Genomic DNA, 18,611 nt, shown 5'->3' with positions numbered 1-18,611 from the left:
TTGTTATTAATGGGTTGCGCCTACCGGAATAGGCCTGATTTAAACCGAAGTGTATCATTGAATAACCGTTTGCCGGATATTCCGGCCATAAATAATCGTATTATTCGGTATGGGGGGATTGATGCCTAAGATTGATTTCAAGCAAAAATTGAATTTCCAGCGTAAATATAGACACACTTCCATGCATTCTGCTGACGAGGAGCAGGTAAATCGTCAGTTTGAAAGTGATCGCGGGCGGATCATCAATTCAGCAGCTATTCGTCGCTTGCAGCAGAAAACACAAGTGTTTCCATTGGAACGTAATGCCTCCGTGCGTAGCCGATTAACCCATTCATTGGAAGTCCAGCAGATTGGTCGTTATATCTCAAAAACGATTATTGCAGAATTGGCAAAAAAGAATTTATTGGGAAAATATGGTCTGAATGAGCGATTGATTGCTTTTGAAAGCCTGATTGAGATGGCCTGTTTGATGCACGATATCGGCAATCCCCCATTTGGTCATTTTGGTGAGGCGGCAATCAAGGATTGGTTTTCCCGTCGGCTCGATCCTGAATTTTTACCTGAGTCCGCTGACTATGCCAATCGACAAGATAAGTGTCAGGTCGCAGCGTTACGTTTATGTGGTGAAGAGAAAAAAGATCTGTTCCGTCGCCAATTACGTATGGATCTATGCCAGTTTGAAGGTAATGCTCAGGCCATCCGGCTAGCGCACAGCCTGCTTAAATTGAATCTGACTTATGCCCAAATTGGTTGTATTCTGAAATACACTTGCCCGGCTTACCGCCTTGAAGAATCTCCGGCAGAATTCAGTTATCTGATGAAGAAAAAAGGTTATTACTGGTCAGAAGACAGTTTTATTGGTGAATTAAAAAAAGAGCTGCAATTAGGGGAATTCTGTCGTTTTCCACTGACATATATTATGGAGGCCGCAGATGATATCTCTTATTGTATCGCAGATCTGGATGATGCTGTTGAAAAGGGTATTTTCAATGTTGAGCAATTGGTGGGGTATTTAAAACAGGAGTGGGAGGAAAATGGAGGTCACAGAAAAGGTGATTTGTTTGAATTGACAGTTACTCAGGCTTATAAAAAAACAACCAACAATGAAGCCCGCCGTAATATTCATGAACAGTTTTTTATGTATCTGCGCGTATTTATTACCGGGCGACTGGTTCCCTATACGGCTCAACGTTTTATTGATCACCTGCCTGAAATTTACGCAGGAACTTTCAACCATGCTTTGCTGGAAGATAACGGCGAAGAGTATCGTTTATTGAGTACATTAAAAAGTGTTACGCGGAAGCGGGTATTTAATCACCCGGAAGTGGAGGAACTGGAGTTGCAGGGCTACCGAATTATTACCGGCTTATTGAATGTATATAGCCCATTGCTGGAATTATCACGACAGGATTTTCTGGAATTACACCGAAATAATTTCCACAAAAAATATTTTATTGAAACGCGCCTGTTGCACAAACTTTCCGCCAAACATCGGCTGGCTTATAACGAGGCTGTAGAGGGGATCATCACTACTGATGAAGCTGAGAAAGATGTGCTCGAATTTTACTACCGTGCTCGTCTCATTCAGGACTATATCAGTGGCATGACAGACCATTATGCTTACGAGGAATATCGTAAGTTTATGGTATCTAAGTAAGTTCTTTGGCAGTTCTTAATATATCGGGAGCTGCCGCAATAACGTGGTTGATCTCATCAATGAACTCCAGCAATTCCGGCTCTAAATCGGCCAGAGGAGTCCTCTGTTTCAACTGTTTCTCAATGAGTTCACAAATCGCTTTTAGTTTGGGGACACCGTTGTAGCAGCAGCTACCATGTAATTTATGAACGTGATGGGCAAACTGTTTGCGGTGAGATTCACCTTCTGAAGTTAAAACCTGCTCAATCATGGCCTTCATTTCTGGCAGAGGTTGCACGAACATTTCTAACATTTCCCGCGCCAATGATTCTTTACCGGCAGTTTGTTGTAATGCCAGTTGCCAATCGATAGCTTGTGGCTTTTTTGTCGGGCTGTATTGATTCAGCAGGGCTTTTAAGCGGACTTCATCCAATGGTTTGGACAGATAGTCGGTAAAAGGTGAATGGTCTCTATTGCGAGTTTCATCACAGAGAAAAGCAGTGACAGCAATAATCGGTGTCTGTTTATGCTCAGGTAGTCGGTGGATCTGTTCTGAAGTTTGAATGCCATCCATATCCGCCATTTGAATATCCATCAGAATGAGGTCTAGTGGATGTTTCTCTGCCATTTGCAGAGCTTCCATACCGCTACTGCATAAAATGGTATTTTCCACTTGTTCATTTAAGAGTGTGCCAATTAATTTCAAATTGGCTGGGTTATCATCTACCGCCATGACTGTCATGGACAAACGGGGGAGCGTGGGAGGCTGAGGCAAACGTTCTGGTAAAAAGCCTGACAGGATATCTTCTTTTTCCAACCAGATATCAAAATAAAATACCGTCCCTTTAGTTGGCTCGCTGGTAAAATCGATTTCTCCGTTCATTTCATTCACCAGCTTTTTGGTGATACTCAATCCTAACCCAGTACCACCATAATGGCGGGTGATACTCGCATCAGCCTGATTGAATGCCTGAAACAGAATAGGGCGATATTCTGATTTAATACCAATGCCGGTATCGGTCACGGTAAAATCAATGTGTACCATATGGTGTCTCTGTTGACGCAGTTTGATTTCCAGCGTAATACTGCCTTTATCCGTGAATTTTATGGCATTACCAATTAAGTTAGTGAGTATTTGCTGCAAGCGGATAGGATCACCAATCATCAGATTTGGCAACTTGTCATCAATGTAATGATACAGAGGAAGATTTTTCACATTGGCAGAAGGTGTCAGTAATTCGATAACTTCGTTGACGGTGTCACGCAGCAGAAAAGGAACCTGATCCAATACCAGTTTATTGGATTCCAGACGTGAAAAATCCAGAATGTCATTGATAATTTTCAGTAGATTATTCGCAGAACGCTCAATGACATAAAGATATTCAGCCTGTTGAGATGTTATTGGTGTTTTCAACATCTGGCGGGTAAACCCAATAACGCCGTTGAGTGGCGTGCGTAATTCGTGGGACATATTCGCCAGAAACTCGGTTTTTATCCTGACTGCTTCTTGTGCCCGTTTCTTAGCAATAGTCAACTCAACATTTTGGATTTCCAACTGCTCCATCGTAATTTGTAGGTCAGAAGTGGCTTGATCGATGTGCAGTTGCATCTCATCTTTATACTTTGACAAGGATTTTGCCACCGTATTGATCCCGTTCTGGAGCGCAGATAATTCTCCCGGCATGGCACCCGTGACTCGCGTGTCTAACTGCCCCTGACGGATACGGTTAACCGCTTTTACCATACAATCCAGGGGTTCTGTCACCTTACGTACCAAAATGTGGGCAGACAGCGCAGTGCCTCCGAGGCAAAGGATCAGCAGAATGATAGAAGTTGCGATTTCTTTGTATTGCTGAAGTTGTGCAGCCCGTAAATCCAGATCAATGGCAATATAACCGATAGGAGTTGCATTGTTGAGAGGATTGCGCTCCTCATGAGCAGAACTGGTTTCCGAGATAATCGGCATTTTCAGGACGATACTATTACTATCTTCTTCTTTAGTCAGTGTTGTCGGTATGGGATCATTTGGCCTGAGACGCAGTAGATCGACATCATATTTATCATTGGAAATTTCGAATAATTTATGATGTTCATCGAAAATCGCAATAGCCATAACGATTTCGGAATTGCGGTGATGAAGACTATTTATCAATGATTTTACGCGCTTACTGTTATCCAGATTGATCCCTACCTCACTGGCAATGGATAAAGGCTCAATAATGCTGATCCCACTACGAACTATCAGGCTCTTCAACTCATAATAGCGGTATGAGATAAATGATATACTCACAAGCGTTCCGACCAGTAGAACAGGAACCAAAATCAGGCTCATCATACGGGTGCGTAGGCTATATTTGGTCATAAGCGTCCATTGTGGGAAAATCAAAACTCAATTTTTCAAAGTCAGTCAGAATCATGGTGCAATTTTACTCTCCAAACCGTCGCTCCGTAAACCCAGGTATTATTTCAGTTACCGCAGATAATCTTGATGCTCAAGGGCAGGGTATTGCCCGTCATCAGGGAAAAACGATTTTTATCCAGGGGCTATTACCCGGTGAGCAGGCACAAATTCAACTGACAGAGGAAAAACGCCAGTTTGCTAAAGCTAAGGTAATAAAACGGTTATCAGACAGCCCATTTCGTGTGGAACCGCGCTGTCCGCATTTCAAGGTGTGTGGGGGTTGTCAACAGCAACATGTTGCGGCTGAATTACAAGCTAAAACTAAAGCTGATGTGCTTGAACATCTTATCCAGCGGGAAACAGGGGTCAGTATCAGTGCTCAGCCCATTATCCACAGCCCGGAATATGGGTATCGGCGTCGGGCAAGGCTCGGCCTGCAATATCAAGTCAAACAACGTAATTTATTGATGGGCTTTCGTCAGAGCCAGACCAACGATTTGGTGAATGTTAAACATTGCCCGGTAATGCACCCTGAACTGGAAAAATTGTTACAGCCATTATCTCAGTGTTTAAACAGCCTGAAAGCCGTTAAGCGACTGGGGCATGTTGAATTAATTCTGGCGAATAATAGCCCATTAGTTGTTTTACGTCATCTTGACCCCATAAAGCATGAAGACAGAGAAAGACTGCGCATTTTTTCTGAGCAGTATAAGGTCGCGATTTATCTGGCTGGTGATGAAAAATCCCTTGAGCTGTTGTCTCTTGGGGCGTTGCTTCCAGAATCTCTGTCTGCTGAACATTCAGCGGAAGGGCAATCGGAGCCGTGGTATCAGGTGGATGGTTTGAAGCTGGTTTTCAGTCCACGGGATTTTATTCAGGTTAATGATGAAGTTAATCAACAAATGGTGGCTCAGGCTTTGTCGTGGCTGGACTTACAGCCAAAAGACCGGGTATTGGATCTTTTCTGCGGAATGGGGAACTTTACGTTGCCGATAGCCACTAAAGTACAGGCAGTTGTCGGTGTGGAAGGCGTTGCGGCATTGGTTGCACGTGGACAAGATAATGCTCGGCTAAATGGGCTTAATAACGTCAGTTTTTTCCACGAAAATCTGGAATCAGATATTCACCAGCAACCTTGGGCTGCGCAGGGGTTCAATAAGGTATTGTTGGATCCTGCCCGTGCCGGTGCTGCGGGTGTCATGTCACATATAGTAAAACTGGCCCCTGAAAAAGTGGTTTACGTTTCTTGTAATCCCACAACTTTGGCGCGGGATAGCAAAGTTTTGCTAGAGGCCGGTTATCATCTTGTTAGTGTGCGGATGCTGGATATGTTTCCGCACACTGGTCATCTGGAGTCCATGGCACTGTTCTGCCGTGAGCTGATGACCATCGAGTAGGGAGAAATTATGGTTGCGGTAAGAAGTGCTCATCTCACTCCAGCAGGTGAATTTGCTGTCGATAGGTGGATCGCGAGTTTAAACATTGTCAATCCACAATCCAGTAAAAAATTAGCTGAAACATGGCATTACTGTTACGAGAAGGTTCAGGATCAGCCCAATGCAGAGCTACTGTTGTGGCGCGGTGTTGAAATGGTCGAAATCCTGTCTACGTTGAGTATGGATAATGACAGTATGCGTGCAGCACTGCTTTTTCCCTTCCTTGATGCCAAGATAGTCAGCAATGAAATAGTGACAGAAACCTTTGGAAAATCCATCACAGATCTGGTGCACGGTGTGCTGGAAATGGATGCTATCCGCCAGTTGAAAGCGACACATACGGATTCCACTTGCTCAACTCAAGTGGATAATGTACGTCGTATGTTGCTGGCGATGGTAGAAGATTTTCGTTGTGTGGTTATTAAACTGGCAGAGCGGATCGCCTATTTGCGGGAAGTAAAAGATGCCAGTGAAGATGAACGGGTATTGGTCGCAAAAGAGTGTTCCAATATTTATGCCCCTCTTGCCAACCGACTGGGTATTGGGCAGTTAAAATGGGAGCTGGAAGATTTTTGCTTCCGTTACCTGCATCCTGATGAATATAAAAAAATAGCGAATCTTTTACATGAACGCAGGATTGATCGTGAGCAGTATATAGAAAAATTTATCACGACCTTGCGTCGGTATATGCTCAAAGAAGGGATCTCCGCAGATATTTACGGGCGTCCCAAACATATTTACAGCATCTGGCGCAAGATGCAGAAAAAATCCCTCTCTTTTGATGAACTGTTCGATGTGCGTGCAGTCCGTATTGTCGTTGAACGGTTACAGGATTGCTATGCGGCATTGGGGATAGTACATACTCACTATCGTCATTTGCCGGATGAATTTGATGATTATGTTGCCAACCCGAAACCAAACGGTTATCAATCAATCCATACCGTGGTACTGGGGCCAAACGGTAAAACACTTGAAATCCAAATACGTACCCGTCAGATGCATGATGATGCTGAGCTTGGAGTAGCTGCCCACTGGAAATATAAAGAAGGCACAGCGATTGGAGGCGGTAAATCAGGCAGTTATGAAAGCCGGATTGCATGGTTGCGGAAACTGATCGCATGGCAGGAGGAAATGGCAGATACTGGTGAGATGCTGGATGAGGTCCGCAGTCAGGTGTTTGATGATCGTGTTTATGTTTTCACACCAAAAGGGGATGTGATTGATTTACCGACTGGTTCAACACCGCTGGATTTTGCTTATCATATTCACAGCGATGTCGGTCATCGCTGCATTGGGGCGAAAATTGGCGGGCGGATTGTGCCGTTCAGTTATCAGCTCCAGATGGGGGATCAGATTGAAATCATCACCCAGAAACACCCCAACCCAAGCCGTGACTGGCTGAATCCGAACCTTGGTTATGTCACTACCAGCCGTGGACGGGCGAAGATCCATAACTGGTTCCGTAAGCAGGATCGCGATAAGAACATTATTGCCGGACGCCAGATGTTGGACAATGAACTGACACATTTAGGTGTCACGCTTAAAGAGGCCGAAAAAGAACTTATTTCCCGCTATAACGTGAATTCGTTAGAAGAAGTTCTGGCTGGTATCGGTGTGGGCGATATCCGTATTCACCAACTGGCGAATTTCCTGCAAAACAAATTTAATAAAACCACGGCAGAAGAAGCCGATCGTGAGGCACTCCGTAGTCTGGAGAACAAAACATACTCTCCGCGCAATAATACGCAAAAAGACAATGGCCGGGTTGTCGTAGAAGGAGTTGGTAATCTGATGCATCATATTGCCCGTTGCTGCCAGCCGATTCCGGGAGATGATATCGTTGGGTTTATTACACGTGGACGTGGAATTTCTATCCACAGAGCAAGCTGTGATCAACTGGCTGAGCTGGAAATCAGTGCACCAGAACGGGTTGTGGACGCTGTGTGGGGAGAGAGTTATTCCAGTGGTTATTCTCTTGTAGTGCGGGTAATTGCCAATGACCGCAGCGGATTACTGCGTGATATCACCACGATACTCGCCAATGAGAAAGTCAATGTGCTTGGTGTCAGTAGCCGCAGTGATGTGAAGCAACAACTGGCTACGATTGATATGAACATTGAGATTTATAATTTACAGGTGTTGGGGCGAGTGCTGGCGAAGCTCAACCAACTGCCTGATGTCATTGAAGCCAGACGTCTGCATGGTGATTAGAAAAATATGGATAAGATAAATACAACCTCAATTGAACGTCTTAAAGGGATTATGGCGCAACTGCGCCATCCTCAAGATGGTTGCCCATGGGATAAAGTACAAACTTCTTCTACTATTGCCCCTTACACATTGGAAGAAACTTATGAAGTCATTGATGCCATTGAGCGCAATGATACCAATGCCCTGAAAGAAGAGTTGGGTGATTTACTGTTTCACATTGTCTTTTATGCCCAGATGGGAAAAGAGCAGCAATTGTTTGACTTCGACGATATCTGCGAAGCGGTTTGCGATAAGCTGGAACGCAGGCATCCCCATATCTTCAATCAACAATCAGGCATCAACAGCGAAGAAGCCATTGGTAGTTGGGAACAACGCAAGGCTGCGGAAAGAGCGGAAAAAGATCAACATTCCGTGCTGGATGATATCCCTGCCAGCCTGCCTGCATTGATGAAGGCGTATAAGATCCAGAAACGTTGTGCTTCTGTTGGCTTTGATTGGGAGAGCGTCGGGCCCGTTCTGGATAAAGTTTATGAAGAGATTGACGAGGTGATGGATGAAGCGAAGCAGGCGGTTGTAAATGATGCGCGTGTGGAGGAAGAACTGGGTGATTTACTGTTTGCAGTCGTTAACTTATCCCGTCATTTAGGGCATAAACCTGAAATGACGTTACAAAAAGCTTGTCAGAAATTTGAAAATCGCTTTCGTCATGTTGAGAGACATCTTCACGATAAAGGATTGTCATTGGAAACTGCCACATTGGATCAAATGGAAGCAATGTGGCAGCGGGTGAAAAAACAACAAATTTAGGGATAAACTTGCATCACATAGTAAGTGCAACACCGTGTATTTCTGGATGAGTGTTACTTGAGCGGTCATTTTTTAGCGTCAGGGCCAAGAGAACCAAGATGCGGCGGTGTTAAGGCTAATGTAAAAAGTCCGATTTTTCTTAAGATTAGCCGGGCTTTTTTTGATCTATGTCGTGATTAGTTTCATTTGGAAATTACTACAATTTGAAATTTCTACAATTGGATAGATAAAAGAGATAGAGTTTGTAGCGCATTTAAGGTTAGGGTATACTACTTTCCCGTCCTGTTATATTCATCATCCTTTTAAACCTAAACTTTCAGGTTCAGCATGAAAACTAATTATATTTTTGTGACCGGCGGGGTCGTATCCTCTCTGGGTAAAGGCATTGCCGCAGCCTCTTTGGCGGCCATACTCGAAGCCCGTGGACTCAATGTCACCATTATGAAACTGGACCCGTATATCAACGTCGATCCAGGTACAATGAGCCCAACCCAACACGGGGAAGTTTTCGTTACCGAAGATGGCGCTGAAACTGATCTCGATTTAGGCCATTACGAACGTTTCATTCGAACCAAAATGACACGTCGCAATAACTTCACGACAGGTCGTGTTTACTCCGAAGTTCTGCGCAAAGAACGCCGCGGCGATTATCTGGGCGCAACCATTCAGGTTATTCCTCACATCACTAATGAAATCAAAGATCGTATCATCCGTGGCGCGGAAGGTTACGATGTTGTGCTGGTGGAAATTGGCGGTACTGTAGGCGATATCGAATCCCTGCCATTCCTTGAAGCTATTCGTCAGATGGCGGTAGAAGTTGGCCGCGAGAATACTCTGTTTATGCATTTGACTCTGGTGCCTTATATGGCAGCAGCAGGCGAAGTGAAAACTAAACCCACCCAACATTCTGTGAAAGAACTGCTTTCCATTGGTATTCAGCCGGATGTTTTGATCTGCCGCTCAGATCGCACTATTCCAGCTAATGAACGGGCAAAAATTGCACTTTTCTGCAACGTACCAGAGAAAGCCGTTATCTCCTTGAAAGATGTTGATTCTATTTATAAAATTCCTGCCCTCTTGAAATCTCAGGGCTTAGATGATTATATTTGTAAACGATTCAGCATCGAATGCCCGGAAGCTGACCTGTCTGAATGGGAACAGGTCATTTATGAAGAGGCGAATCCATCCGGCGAAGTGACCATCGGTATGGTGGGCAAATATATTGAGCTGCCGGATGCGTATAAATCAGTTATTGAAGCACTGAAACACGGTGGATTGAAAAACCGTCTGACCGTCAACATCAAACTGATTGATTCTCAGGACGTCGAAACCCGTGGTGTTGAGGTGTTGAAAAATCTGGATGCGATTCTGGTGCCAGGTGGTTTCGGTGGTCGTGGCATCGAAGGCAAAATTATGACAGCACGTTACGCTCGTGAAAATAAAGTTCCTTACCTGGGAATTTGTCTGGGTATGCAGGTTGCCCTGATTGAATTCGCACGCAATGTTGCAGGTATGGAAAGGGCTAACTCTACTGAATTTGAGCCTGAATGTAAGTTACCAGTTGTAGGTCTGATCACTGAATGGCGTGATGAGAACGGCAACTTAGAAGTACGCAGTGAAGAGAGCGATCTCGGTGGAACGATGCGTGTTGGTGGCCAACTGTGTCATCTGACTGAAAACAGTCTGGTACGTAAACTTTATGGTCAGGACGATATTATTGAGCGTCACCGCCATCGTTACGAAGTGAACAATCTATTGTTAAAACGCATTGAAGACGCGGGATTACGTATTGCTGGCCGCTCAATCGACAATAAATTGGTGGAAATCATTGAGAACCCGAACCATCCATGGTTTGTGGCATGTCAGTTCCACCCTGAATTCACTTCAACGCCTCGCGATGGTCATCCGTTATTTGCCGGTTTTGTTGAAGCCGCACGCAAGTACCAGAAAGGCCAGTGAAATAAGATATGGGGTGATCGATGGGGCTTTACTCGATTCTTTGTGTGACCATCAATTGCCTAAAATTTAACTTGTACTGAGGAAAACCTAATGTCCAAAATCGTTAAAGTGCTCGGCCGTGAAATCATCGACTCCCGTGGTAATCCAACGGTAGAAGCGGAAGTACATTTGGAAGGCGGCTTTGTTGGTTTGGCTGCGGCACCATCAGGTGCATCAACCGGTTCTCGCGAAGCACTGGAACTGCGTGATGGCGACAAATCCCGTTTTATGGGTAAAGGTGTACTGAAAGCAATTGCAGCGGTTAACGGCCCAATTGCTCAAGCTCTGGTTGGTCAGGATGCGAAAGATCAGGCCAATATCGATAAGATCATGATCGAGTTGGATGGTACTGAAAACAAATCTAACTTCGGTGCTAACGCGATTTTAGCCGTTTCCCTTGCGAACGCCAAAGCGGCGGCAGTGGCAAAAGGTATGCCTCTGTATGAGCACATTGCTGAACTAAACGGTACGCCGGGTAAATTCTCCATGCCTCTGCCAATGATGAACATCATCAATGGTGGTGAGCATGCTGACAACAACGTGGATATTCAGGAATTCATGATCCAGCCAGTAGGCGCGGGCACGCTGAAAGAAGCGGTGCGTATGGGTTCTGAAGTTTTCCATAATCTGGCAAAAGTACTGAAAGCAAAAGGTATGAGTACTGCGGTGGGCGATGAAGGTGGTTATGCACCAAATTTGGAATCTAACGCAGCAGCACTGGCGGCTATCAAAGAAGCCGTAGAAAAAGCAGGTTATGTACTGGGTAAAGACATCACTCTGGCGATGGACTGTGCCGCTTCTGAATTCTATAACGAAGAAACCGGTAACTATGAACTGAAAGGTGAAGGCAAAACTTTCACTTCTCAGGAATTCACTCACTACCTGGAAGAGCTGACTAAAGAATATCCAATTGTTTCTATCGAAGATGGTCTGAATGAATCTGATTGGGACGGTTTTGCTTACCAGACTAAAGTTCTGGGCGATAAAATCCAGTTGGTTGGTGACGATCTGTTCGTAACCAATACCAAGATCCTGAAAGAAGGTATCGAAAAAGGGATTGCTAACTCCATCCTGATCAAATTCAACCAGATCGGTTCCTTGACTGAGACGCTGGCTGCAATCAAGATGGCAAAAGATGCAGGTTACACGGCGGTTATCTCTCACCGTTCTGGTGAAACTGAAGATGCAACCATTGCTGATTTAGCAGTAGGTACGGCGGCAGGTCAAATCAAGACGGGTTCTATGAGCCGTTCTGACCGTGTTGCTAAATACAACCAGTTGATTCGTATTGAAGAAGCATTGGGTAACCGTGCTCCTTTCAATGGACTGAGAGAAGTGAAAGGTCAGGCATAATTGCTGACTGGTTTCAATAAAAAATAAATATTTATTTATATTTTGGCGAAAGAGTAATACTCTTTCGCCTTTCTTAAAAAGACAATTTTAGCAATGTGCTTTTTTCTTTATGCATAATGGAAGATTATTTAACCATTCGTAAAATAATAAATGTGATATAACTCCTTAAAATGAGTTCTTTTTTTTACTCCTTTAATTAATAAATAAGCAAATATCACGTAGCAGATCCCAAAATTACACTCCTTGTATTTTATTTATCGTTCAGACTCCTTATTATTTCAGATGTAATGTAATTCATTAACATTTAGGGCAATGATTCATCAATTATTATTTTTACATTACGGAGTTATGTTTCATTGTTACATGGAGTCTTCATGGACGCTTCAGAATCTTTAACCCCTGCGGTTGGGCCAATACCCTCAAGTAAAAGAGGCTTAATTATTCTCGCGCTGGATATCATTTTGTTAATTGCTTTGCTGAAGTTTTTGCCTTATAGCGAAAAAGCAAATGCAGGTTTGGCATTAATGGCATTTATCGGGGTGTTATGGCTGACCGAAGCCATTCACGTCATTATCACTGCAGTCCAGCTGTGAATGGATTTCATCACGTAGATGAAGTATGGCGTATCTATAGTGATTATTCTGTTGTCGGTTATGATTGTGTTATTTCCGAATCTGAATCATAACTTTGATCTGGAACTGGTAAATCTGGAATGAAATAGTAAACGTGTTATCGCAATGTTCATTCGTCCATATGAAAGGTTAAAACCACCGACTTTAGTCGGTCAGCTTTAGCTGCGATACTGTGTTGCATAAGAGGTGCAATATGGATTACAGATATGGCAGCCACATGGTGTTTCAGATTGAATATCATTTTGGGTGATTGTTGAGTTCGCTGCTAACTGTTGTTTGCTGGATTTTCAGCACAGTAAAACTCATATTGTAAATTTATCAGTGTGCTCAAAATTATTATTTAAATTCAATATTATAAAGTAAAAATGAGATTTATTTTTCGTTATATTAAAATCAGGATATGTTATGTGTGATAGTTTAAAGAAGAAACCGTTGTACAAAATCCTTTATGTACAAGTCATTTTTGCAATTGTACTGGGTATTGCTCTGGGGCATTTTTATCCAGATATAGGCGAATCACTCAAACCACTGGGTGATGCTTTCATAAAGATTGTGAAAATGGTTATTGCTCCTGTTATTTTTCTAACCGTAGTAACAGGGATCGCAAGTATGAATAATATGAAGGCGGTGGGTAGTGTCGTAGGGAAATCGATGTTGTATTTCCTGACATTTTCAACACTTGCTTTAATTGTTGGCTTAGTTGTCGCAAATATTATCCGTCCCGGTGATGGTCTGAATATCTCACCTGAATCGTTGGATAGCAGTAAAATCGTGGGGTATGTTGAAAAAGCGCATGATGCATCAGTTGTCGGCTTTCTGATGGATGTGATACCTGAAACCGTTATCAGTCCTCTTGTAAATGGCAATATTCTTCAGGTTCTTTTTGTTTCAGTTGTTTTTGGCCTTTCACTAGCGTTAATAGGAAAAAAAGGTGAGCCAATATTAGTGTTTTTACAAAACCTTTCTGAACCTGTTTTTAGAATGGTCAGTATGTTAATGAAATTAGCTCCGATTGGCGCATTTGGTGCAATGGCGTTTACTATTGGAAAATATGGTATTTCATCAATTGGTAATCTTATGATGCTGATTGCCACATTCTATATTACAGCATTGTTCTTTGTTTTGGTTGTTCTGGGGGCGGTAGCTAAATATAATGGTTTTTCTATTATCCAATTAATTAAATATATTAAAGATGAACTCCTGCTTGTATTAGGTACATCATCTTCTGAAGCCGCTTTACCCAGTTTAATGAAAAAAATGGAAAAAGCAGGCTGTGAAAAGTCTGTAGTCGGGTTAGTTATTCCTACAGGGTATTCATTTAATCTTGATGGCACTAATATTTATATGACTATGGCTGCACTATTCATAGCTCAGGCAACGGGTGTTCATTTAAGCATTACAGAACAAATTTCTTTATTATTAATTGCAATGATTAGTTCAAAAGGTGCAGCAGGTATTACAGGAGCTGGTTTTATTACTTTGGCTGCTACACTCTCTGTCGTCCCCAGTGTACCAATCGCGGGTATGGCACTTATTTTAGGTATTGATCGCTTTATGTCTGAATGTCGTGCATTGACCAATTTGGTCGGTAATGCCTGTGCCTGCATTGTGGTAGCTCGCTGGGAAAATGCTTTAGATAAAGAAAAAATGAACCAGTCTTTAAATGCAGAGGTGCTGAATTCCGTGAAAGGATTATAATATTTTCTCTCTGAGAAATAAGAAGAAATAAAACTCGATAAAAAATACTAAAAATCACCTAAAAATAAGTAGGTGGTTTTTAGTTTCATATATGTAATATAACATTAATTAATTATAAAAAAATATATTGATGCTATTTTTATTATATTAAAGTTTATAGTGCTAGTGTATTAAATTAACAAATGCGATTAAAATCATAAAGATAAGTGGTTTGTAATGCTTGACATTTATTATGATATTAGTTAATTTTTTAGAATTATTTTAATAAAATTATTAACTTTTTTAGAGAGGTAGAATGTTAAATAAAAGTACTTGCATTAAAAACAATTATAACCCAATAATTCCTGATTCCTTGCTAAAATTTATTGAGGATAATAAAGATAATTCTGAATCTTTAAAAGAATGGTATTCTAAACATAAAAATAAAATATGTTTAATATGGCCGGAAATAAAGACTATACCAATAAATATAGAAAACAAAATAAATAAGAATGGCTATGTTGTTATTGATGATTTAGGATTGAAGAATTGTAAAAAAGAAACTAGAGAATTAGCTTTGTTTGTTTTTTTATCTTCACTGGGAAATTTGACATCTCATAGTATTAATGATTATTTTTGGGATATTAAGCATCGTAATGATATAATAAAATCTAACAGTACTTTCTCTGAACGCTATGGAGAATGCCCATTACACTCTGATTCTGCATTTTCTGCATTTTCTGCATTTTCTGCATTTTCTGCATTTTCTGCATTTTCTGCATTTTCTGCATTTTCTGAATTTCCTGAGAAATATTTAACTATGTATGTAATTAAACCAGCTTCTGATGGAGGTGACTCTATCTTTATTTCGGTGAAAAACTTAATTACACAAATGATGAAAGTTTCTTATGGGCCTAAATGCTTATCTATATTGTCTAATGAAATTTTTCCATTTGAAACACCACATTCATTTAATAAATCTTCTCCCGTATTTTGTGGTTCTATTTTGGAAAGAAGTAATAAAATTAGATTTAGATATGACTGCATTATAAAGGGTTTTGAAAAAAAAGCTGTTATGAAAACTTCAGAAAAATTATGGGCAGTGAATTTTTTTAATGATTTCATTCAAAATACAGCAGAAAGGAAAATATTTCCTAATTATTCAGATCAATTAATTATCATTGATAATCATTATGGATTACATGCAAGAACTGATTTTCAAGATAAAACCCGTCATCTTTTAAGAGCAAGAATATCTTAATTTCCATATGAAAATAAATATTAGCCGTATATTAATAATGACACTCTGTCAGTCAAAATAACCGCATGGTTTTTGACATAGAAAATTAAATAATCTTAATCGCCACCTCGAAGGTGGCGATTATTTCTTTTATGATTATTCTTTGGTGCTGATATAGATATTTTTGACCTGGGTATAAGCATCCAAAGTCATTTTATGTGTTTCTCGTCCAAGCCCTGATTTTTTATAACCACCAAATGGTGTGTGGGCAGGAAGTTCATGATAGGTATTGATCCACATACGGCCAGTCTTAACAGCTTTAGCGACACGCAGAGCACGATTAATATCCTGCGTCCAGACCGCGCCGGCCAGACCATATTCTGAATCATTAGCCATCTCAATGACTTCGTCTTCATTACTGAATGGAATAACACAGAGAACCGGCCCGAAGATTTCTTCCTGTGCCACACGCATATCGTTGGTCACATTAGTGAGAATGGTTGGCTGAACAAAGAACCCATCGTCATATCCTGCTCCTGTTATGCGTTTGCCACCAGTAAGAATGGTTGCTCCTTCCTGTTTGGCAAGATCAATATAGCCCAGGATAGTATTCATTTGCTCTTCACTGACCTGACATCCCATTTCAGTTGCAGGATCCATTGGGTCACCGACTCGAACGGATTCGAAGACGGTTTTCAACGATTGCAGGAATGAATCATGGATATCTTTATGCAGGAATAAACGTGCACCAGATTCACAAGCCTGTCCCTGATTCAGTAAAATAGCGTTAGCTGCATACTTGACAGCCTTTTTCATATTGGCATCAGGGAAAATGATATTGGCTGATTTTCCTCCTAGCTCCAGTGTGGCGGGAATAAGTCTCTTAGCGGCGGCGGCGGCAACGTTGTAACCGACTTCTGTTGAGCCTGTAAAGGCTACTTTGTCAATACTTTCATGATCAAGGATTGCCTGACCGACAACAGAACCACGGCCTGTGACAATATTGACAACGCCCGCAGGAAGAACTTGATTTATGATACGTCCCAATTCCAGCAAACTCATGGGAGTCAGGCTGGCAGGATTGATAACCACAGTATTACCCGCCGCTAAGGCAGGAGCGAGTTTCCAGGCTGCCATCAGCAGTGGGAAGTTCCAGGGAATGATTTGCCCGATTACACCGATTGGCTCTCTGATCACCAGACTCAGATTATCATCATCAATAACATCCATTGCATCAGAGTGAGAGCGGATCACACCTGCAAAATAACGGAAATGATCGATAGCAAAAGGAATATCAAAATTGCGGCATAAAGTTTGTGTCTTACCACCATCTAATGTTTCAAGGGTGATAAAGCGCTCTGCTTCTGCCTCCAATAAGTCGGCAATTTTTAACAGGATGGATTGTCTTTCTGTCGCTGAAGTTTTGCTCCAGGCGGGTAAGGCTTTAGTTGCTGCCTGAACAGCAAGTTCAACATCCTGAGCATTTCCTGCCACATATTCAGTGAGTAATTCTCCGGTTGCCGGGTTATAGCTTTTCATTGTTTCTTTTGAAACACTATCAACCCATTCACCGCCAATCAGCATCTTATAAGACTTAGCAGGTAATAGTTCTTTTGCGATATCATGTAATTTCTTCATCATATTCTCCAGGTACTTTTGATTTTTGGGTATGCTAAACCATCTGTTCAAAGAGTATTATTGGATTAATTCTTAAATTCGGATTTAAATATAAAAATCTTGTATCAATAAATAAGGGGGGATAGCTGATTTTTAAGGGGGGATAGCTGATTTTTATAATAAAATAATAAACACATGAAATAAATTTTGAGAATTATTATTGGTATGTGATTATATTTTGTGTGGTCTATTTTTCTGCTGTCTTTTTTCAAGATGTTATCGGAGGAGTAGTTTTAATGACCATAAACAACTTAATGATACAAGATAATAAGTAAACAAATTATCAATACGTTTATATTTAATGATAATTTTTTTAGTTAAGGTGATTTATTTTCTCAGCACTCTGCTATTATTATACCATCAATCATTGGCGGGGATGATTATGAAAAATTTGTTATTAATTTGTTTGTTAGGTTTTACGTTGGCCGGGTGTGATAATCAACTTAAGATTGACGGTAAAAATGAAATGGCAGTAAAAACATCCATCGAAAAAATAAGAGATACTTTATCTGAAGATAAAAAATTAAAATTTGATGATTCATTGAATATTGTCATGCTTAATAGTATCGATTTTGATGAATTATTTAAAAATAACAAGTATGGAAGTATCAAATATGAAGATATGGAAAAGCTGGAACATAAGTTTTATCAATCACTGAATGGAAAAACAGCCGATCAGGTTATTAGCGAAGCAGAAAGAATTAAGTCGAATACGCGTATTATTAACAAATGAATACAATCATCTGCCTGTCATTTTTCAAGTTGCAAACCTTATTGAGTACGCTCAATGATAACTTACTGATTTCTTAAACGGAGTGCCCTGATTATGGGCATTTTGTTACCGTTATTTATGAGCTTTCAATAGAGTTAATCGTTCTCCGCACTGACGGCAAACATAGCAACTTTTTCCCCTTAGCACTTTATTGTGCTGCCTGATGGTGAGTTCATGCTGTTGGCAGTGGCAAGAATAAATGAATGTTTTACTACAAACGGACTGGACTGAAAATTGGTGTGTTCGATTGGCTGGTACTTTAAACACAGTTTCCATGATATAACGCCACTCCTTGCCATGAGGCGCCACTTTGCCAAACTGATGGTAAACCAATAAATGAGCCAGTTCGTGGGGGATCACTTCATCAATGAATGACTGTTGATTTTCAATGAGCAGAATTGGGTTAAGGCGAATTTCCCAATCCTGTAGACGAGCACTTCCCGCAATTGTACCTCGTTGTTGATAGGTCACATTGGGTTCGGGAAAGGTTTGTTCAAGAAAATCATTTGCCTGAACTATTTTTTGCCGCAAAGTACGCATGACTGCTTGCTGGAGAGGAAGCGGAACCTTAACGAATTTCATAACAGCAATAATTATATAATAACTTAACTAACGAAAACGAATATGTATGGCTGTAATACTAAAAAGCCCGCTGGTATCGGCTAATACCGCTCGCTTAAGCACGAGCGGTTCTTTTTTTATAAGGATAACTGGGTGTTTTGCAGAGCACTTGCCTAGTAACCTAGGGGCTTTATACATTCTGAGGTAAAA

12 protein-coding genes and 1 pseudogene are annotated in these 18,611 nt (G+C 41.3%); 10 read left to right on the top strand and 3 right to left on the bottom strand.

Annotation, left to right across the window (positions count from 1 at the left end; translation table 11 throughout):
- Positions 1-121 precede the first annotated feature (121 nt).
- Positions 122-1,657, top strand: coding sequence for a dGTPase (dgt, locus tag ABLA85_RS12825; protein WP_367964682.1), 1,536 nt, complete (start codon positions 122-124; stop codon positions 1,655-1,657).
- Here the strand turns inward: dgt and ABLA85_RS12820 are convergent.
- On the bottom strand, positions 1,650-3,998 hold the full coding sequence (locus tag ABLA85_RS12820; RefSeq protein WP_367964680.1) for an ATP-binding protein: 2,349 nt from the start codon (positions 3,996-3,998) through the stop codon (positions 1,650-1,652). The two genes, dgt and ABLA85_RS12820, sit on opposite strands and share 8 nt — an antisense overlap.
- 53 nt (positions 3,999-4,051) lie before the next feature.
- Here ABLA85_RS12820 and rlmD point away from each other — a divergent pair, with 53 nt between their 5' ends.
- The 8 genes and pseudogenes from rlmD to ABLA85_RS12780 all read left to right on the top strand — a co-directional run bounded on the left by rlmD (position 4,052) and on the right by ABLA85_RS12780 (position 15,412).
- Positions 4,052-5,434 (top strand): 23S rRNA (uracil(1939)-C(5))-methyltransferase RlmD, encoded by a 1,383-nt coding sequence (gene rlmD, locus ABLA85_RS12815; RefSeq protein WP_367964679.1) that lies wholly within the window; start codon positions 4,052-4,054, stop codon positions 5,432-5,434.
- A gap of 9 nt (positions 5,435-5,443) precedes the next feature.
- Positions 5,444-7,684 carry a GTP diphosphokinase gene (relA, locus tag ABLA85_RS12810; RefSeq protein ID WP_367964677.1) on the top strand — a complete coding sequence of 747 codons (2,241 nt, stop codon included), beginning with the start codon at positions 5,444-5,446 and terminating at the stop codon, positions 7,682-7,684.
- 6 nt (positions 7,685-7,690) lie between these two features.
- Positions 7,691-8,491: a nucleoside triphosphate pyrophosphohydrolase gene (mazG, locus tag ABLA85_RS12805; protein WP_367964675.1), complete on the top strand. Its 801-nt coding sequence runs from the start codon at positions 7,691-7,693 to the stop codon at positions 8,489-8,491.
- A gap of 327 nt (positions 8,492-8,818) precedes the next feature.
- Positions 8,819-10,450: a glutamine hydrolyzing CTP synthase gene (gene pyrG, locus ABLA85_RS12800; protein WP_367964673.1), complete on the top strand. Its 1,632-nt coding sequence runs from the start codon at positions 8,819-8,821 to the stop codon at positions 10,448-10,450.
- Between the two features lie 90 nt (positions 10,451-10,540).
- Complete coding sequence (eno, locus tag ABLA85_RS12795; protein WP_367964671.1) at positions 10,541-11,842, top strand: phosphopyruvate hydratase; 1,302 nt, start codon at positions 10,541-10,543, stop codon at positions 11,840-11,842.
- 374 nt (positions 11,843-12,216) lie between these two features.
- Positions 12,217-12,426, top strand: a pseudogene (locus tag ABLA85_RS12790) (Anion transporter); the annotation flags it as partial.
- A 453-nt stretch (positions 12,427-12,879) separates the two neighbouring features.
- Positions 12,880-14,172, top strand: a complete 1,293-nt coding sequence (locus ABLA85_RS12785) for a dicarboxylate/amino acid:cation symporter (RefSeq protein ID WP_367964669.1) — start codon at positions 12,880-12,882, stop codon at positions 14,170-14,172.
- A gap of 295 nt (positions 14,173-14,467) precedes the next feature.
- On the top strand, positions 14,468-15,412 hold the full coding sequence (locus tag ABLA85_RS12780) for a hypothetical protein (protein WP_367964667.1): 945 nt from the start codon (positions 14,468-14,470) through the stop codon (positions 15,410-15,412).
- 135 nt (positions 15,413-15,547) lie between these two features.
- On the opposite strand, the gene ABLA85_RS12775 is transcribed toward ABLA85_RS12780, so the two are convergent.
- Positions 15,548-17,029 (bottom strand): aldehyde dehydrogenase family protein, encoded by a 1,482-nt coding sequence (locus tag ABLA85_RS12775; RefSeq protein ID WP_367964719.1) that lies wholly within the window; start codon positions 17,027-17,029, stop codon positions 15,548-15,550.
- Positions 17,030-17,450: 421 nt separating this feature from the next.
- Between ABLA85_RS12775 and ABLA85_RS12770 the strand changes: the two genes are divergently transcribed.
- Entirely contained in the window at positions 17,451-17,801 is a 351-nt protein-coding gene (locus ABLA85_RS12770) for a DUF6694 family lipoprotein (RefSeq protein ID WP_367964665.1), read from the top strand.
- 111 nt (positions 17,802-17,912) lie between these two features.
- Here the strand turns inward: ABLA85_RS12770 and ABLA85_RS12765 are convergent, their stop codons facing one another.
- Positions 17,913-18,422: a SprT family zinc-dependent metalloprotease gene (locus tag ABLA85_RS12765; RefSeq protein WP_367964663.1), complete on the bottom strand. Its 510-nt coding sequence runs from the start codon at positions 18,420-18,422 to the stop codon at positions 17,913-17,915.
- Positions 18,423-18,611: the final 189 nt, after the last annotated feature.

Origin of the sequence: Xenorhabdus sp. SGI246 (assembly GCF_040838225.1) — a bacterium.
In the GTDB taxonomy this organism is placed as follows: Bacteria; Pseudomonadota; Gammaproteobacteria; order Enterobacterales; family Enterobacteriaceae; genus Xenorhabdus; species Xenorhabdus indica.
Note: the sequence above shows the minus strand (reverse complement) of the source record. Positions and strands in the feature narration are given on the sequence as shown.

Excerpts from the sequence above, each read along its gene's own strand:
- dgt (WP_367964682.1), top strand. The coding sequence starts at position 122 with ATGCCTAAGATTGATTTCAAGCAAAAATTGAATTTCCAGCGTAAATAT.
- ABLA85_RS12820 (WP_367964680.1), bottom strand. The coding sequence starts at position 3,998 with ATGACCAAATATAGCCTACGCACCCGTATGATGAGCCTGATTTTGGTT.
- rlmD (WP_367964679.1), top strand. The coding sequence starts at position 4,052 with ATGGTGCAATTTTACTCTCCAAACCGTCGCTCCGTAAACCCAGGTATT.
- relA (WP_367964677.1), top strand. The coding sequence starts at position 5,444 with ATGGTTGCGGTAAGAAGTGCTCATCTCACTCCAGCAGGTGAATTTGCT.
- mazG (WP_367964675.1), top strand. The coding sequence starts at position 7,691 with ATGGATAAGATAAATACAACCTCAATTGAACGTCTTAAAGGGATTATG.
- pyrG (WP_367964673.1), top strand. The coding sequence starts at position 8,819 with ATGAAAACTAATTATATTTTTGTGACCGGCGGGGTCGTATCCTCTCTG.
- eno (WP_367964671.1), top strand. The coding sequence starts at position 10,541 with ATGTCCAAAATCGTTAAAGTGCTCGGCCGTGAAATCATCGACTCCCGT.
- ABLA85_RS12785 (WP_367964669.1), top strand. The coding sequence starts at position 12,880 with ATGTGTGATAGTTTAAAGAAGAAACCGTTGTACAAAATCCTTTATGTA.
- ABLA85_RS12780 (WP_367964667.1), top strand. The coding sequence starts at position 14,468 with ATGTTAAATAAAAGTACTTGCATTAAAAACAATTATAACCCAATAATT.
- ABLA85_RS12775 (WP_367964719.1), bottom strand. The coding sequence starts at position 17,029 with ATGAAGAAATTACATGATATCGCAAAAGAACTATTACCTGCTAAGTCT.
- ABLA85_RS12770 (WP_367964665.1), top strand. The coding sequence starts at position 17,451 with ATGAAAAATTTGTTATTAATTTGTTTGTTAGGTTTTACGTTGGCCGGG.
- ABLA85_RS12765 (WP_367964663.1), bottom strand. The coding sequence starts at position 18,422 with ATGAAATTCGTTAAGGTTCCGCTTCCTCTCCAGCAAGCAGTCATGCGT.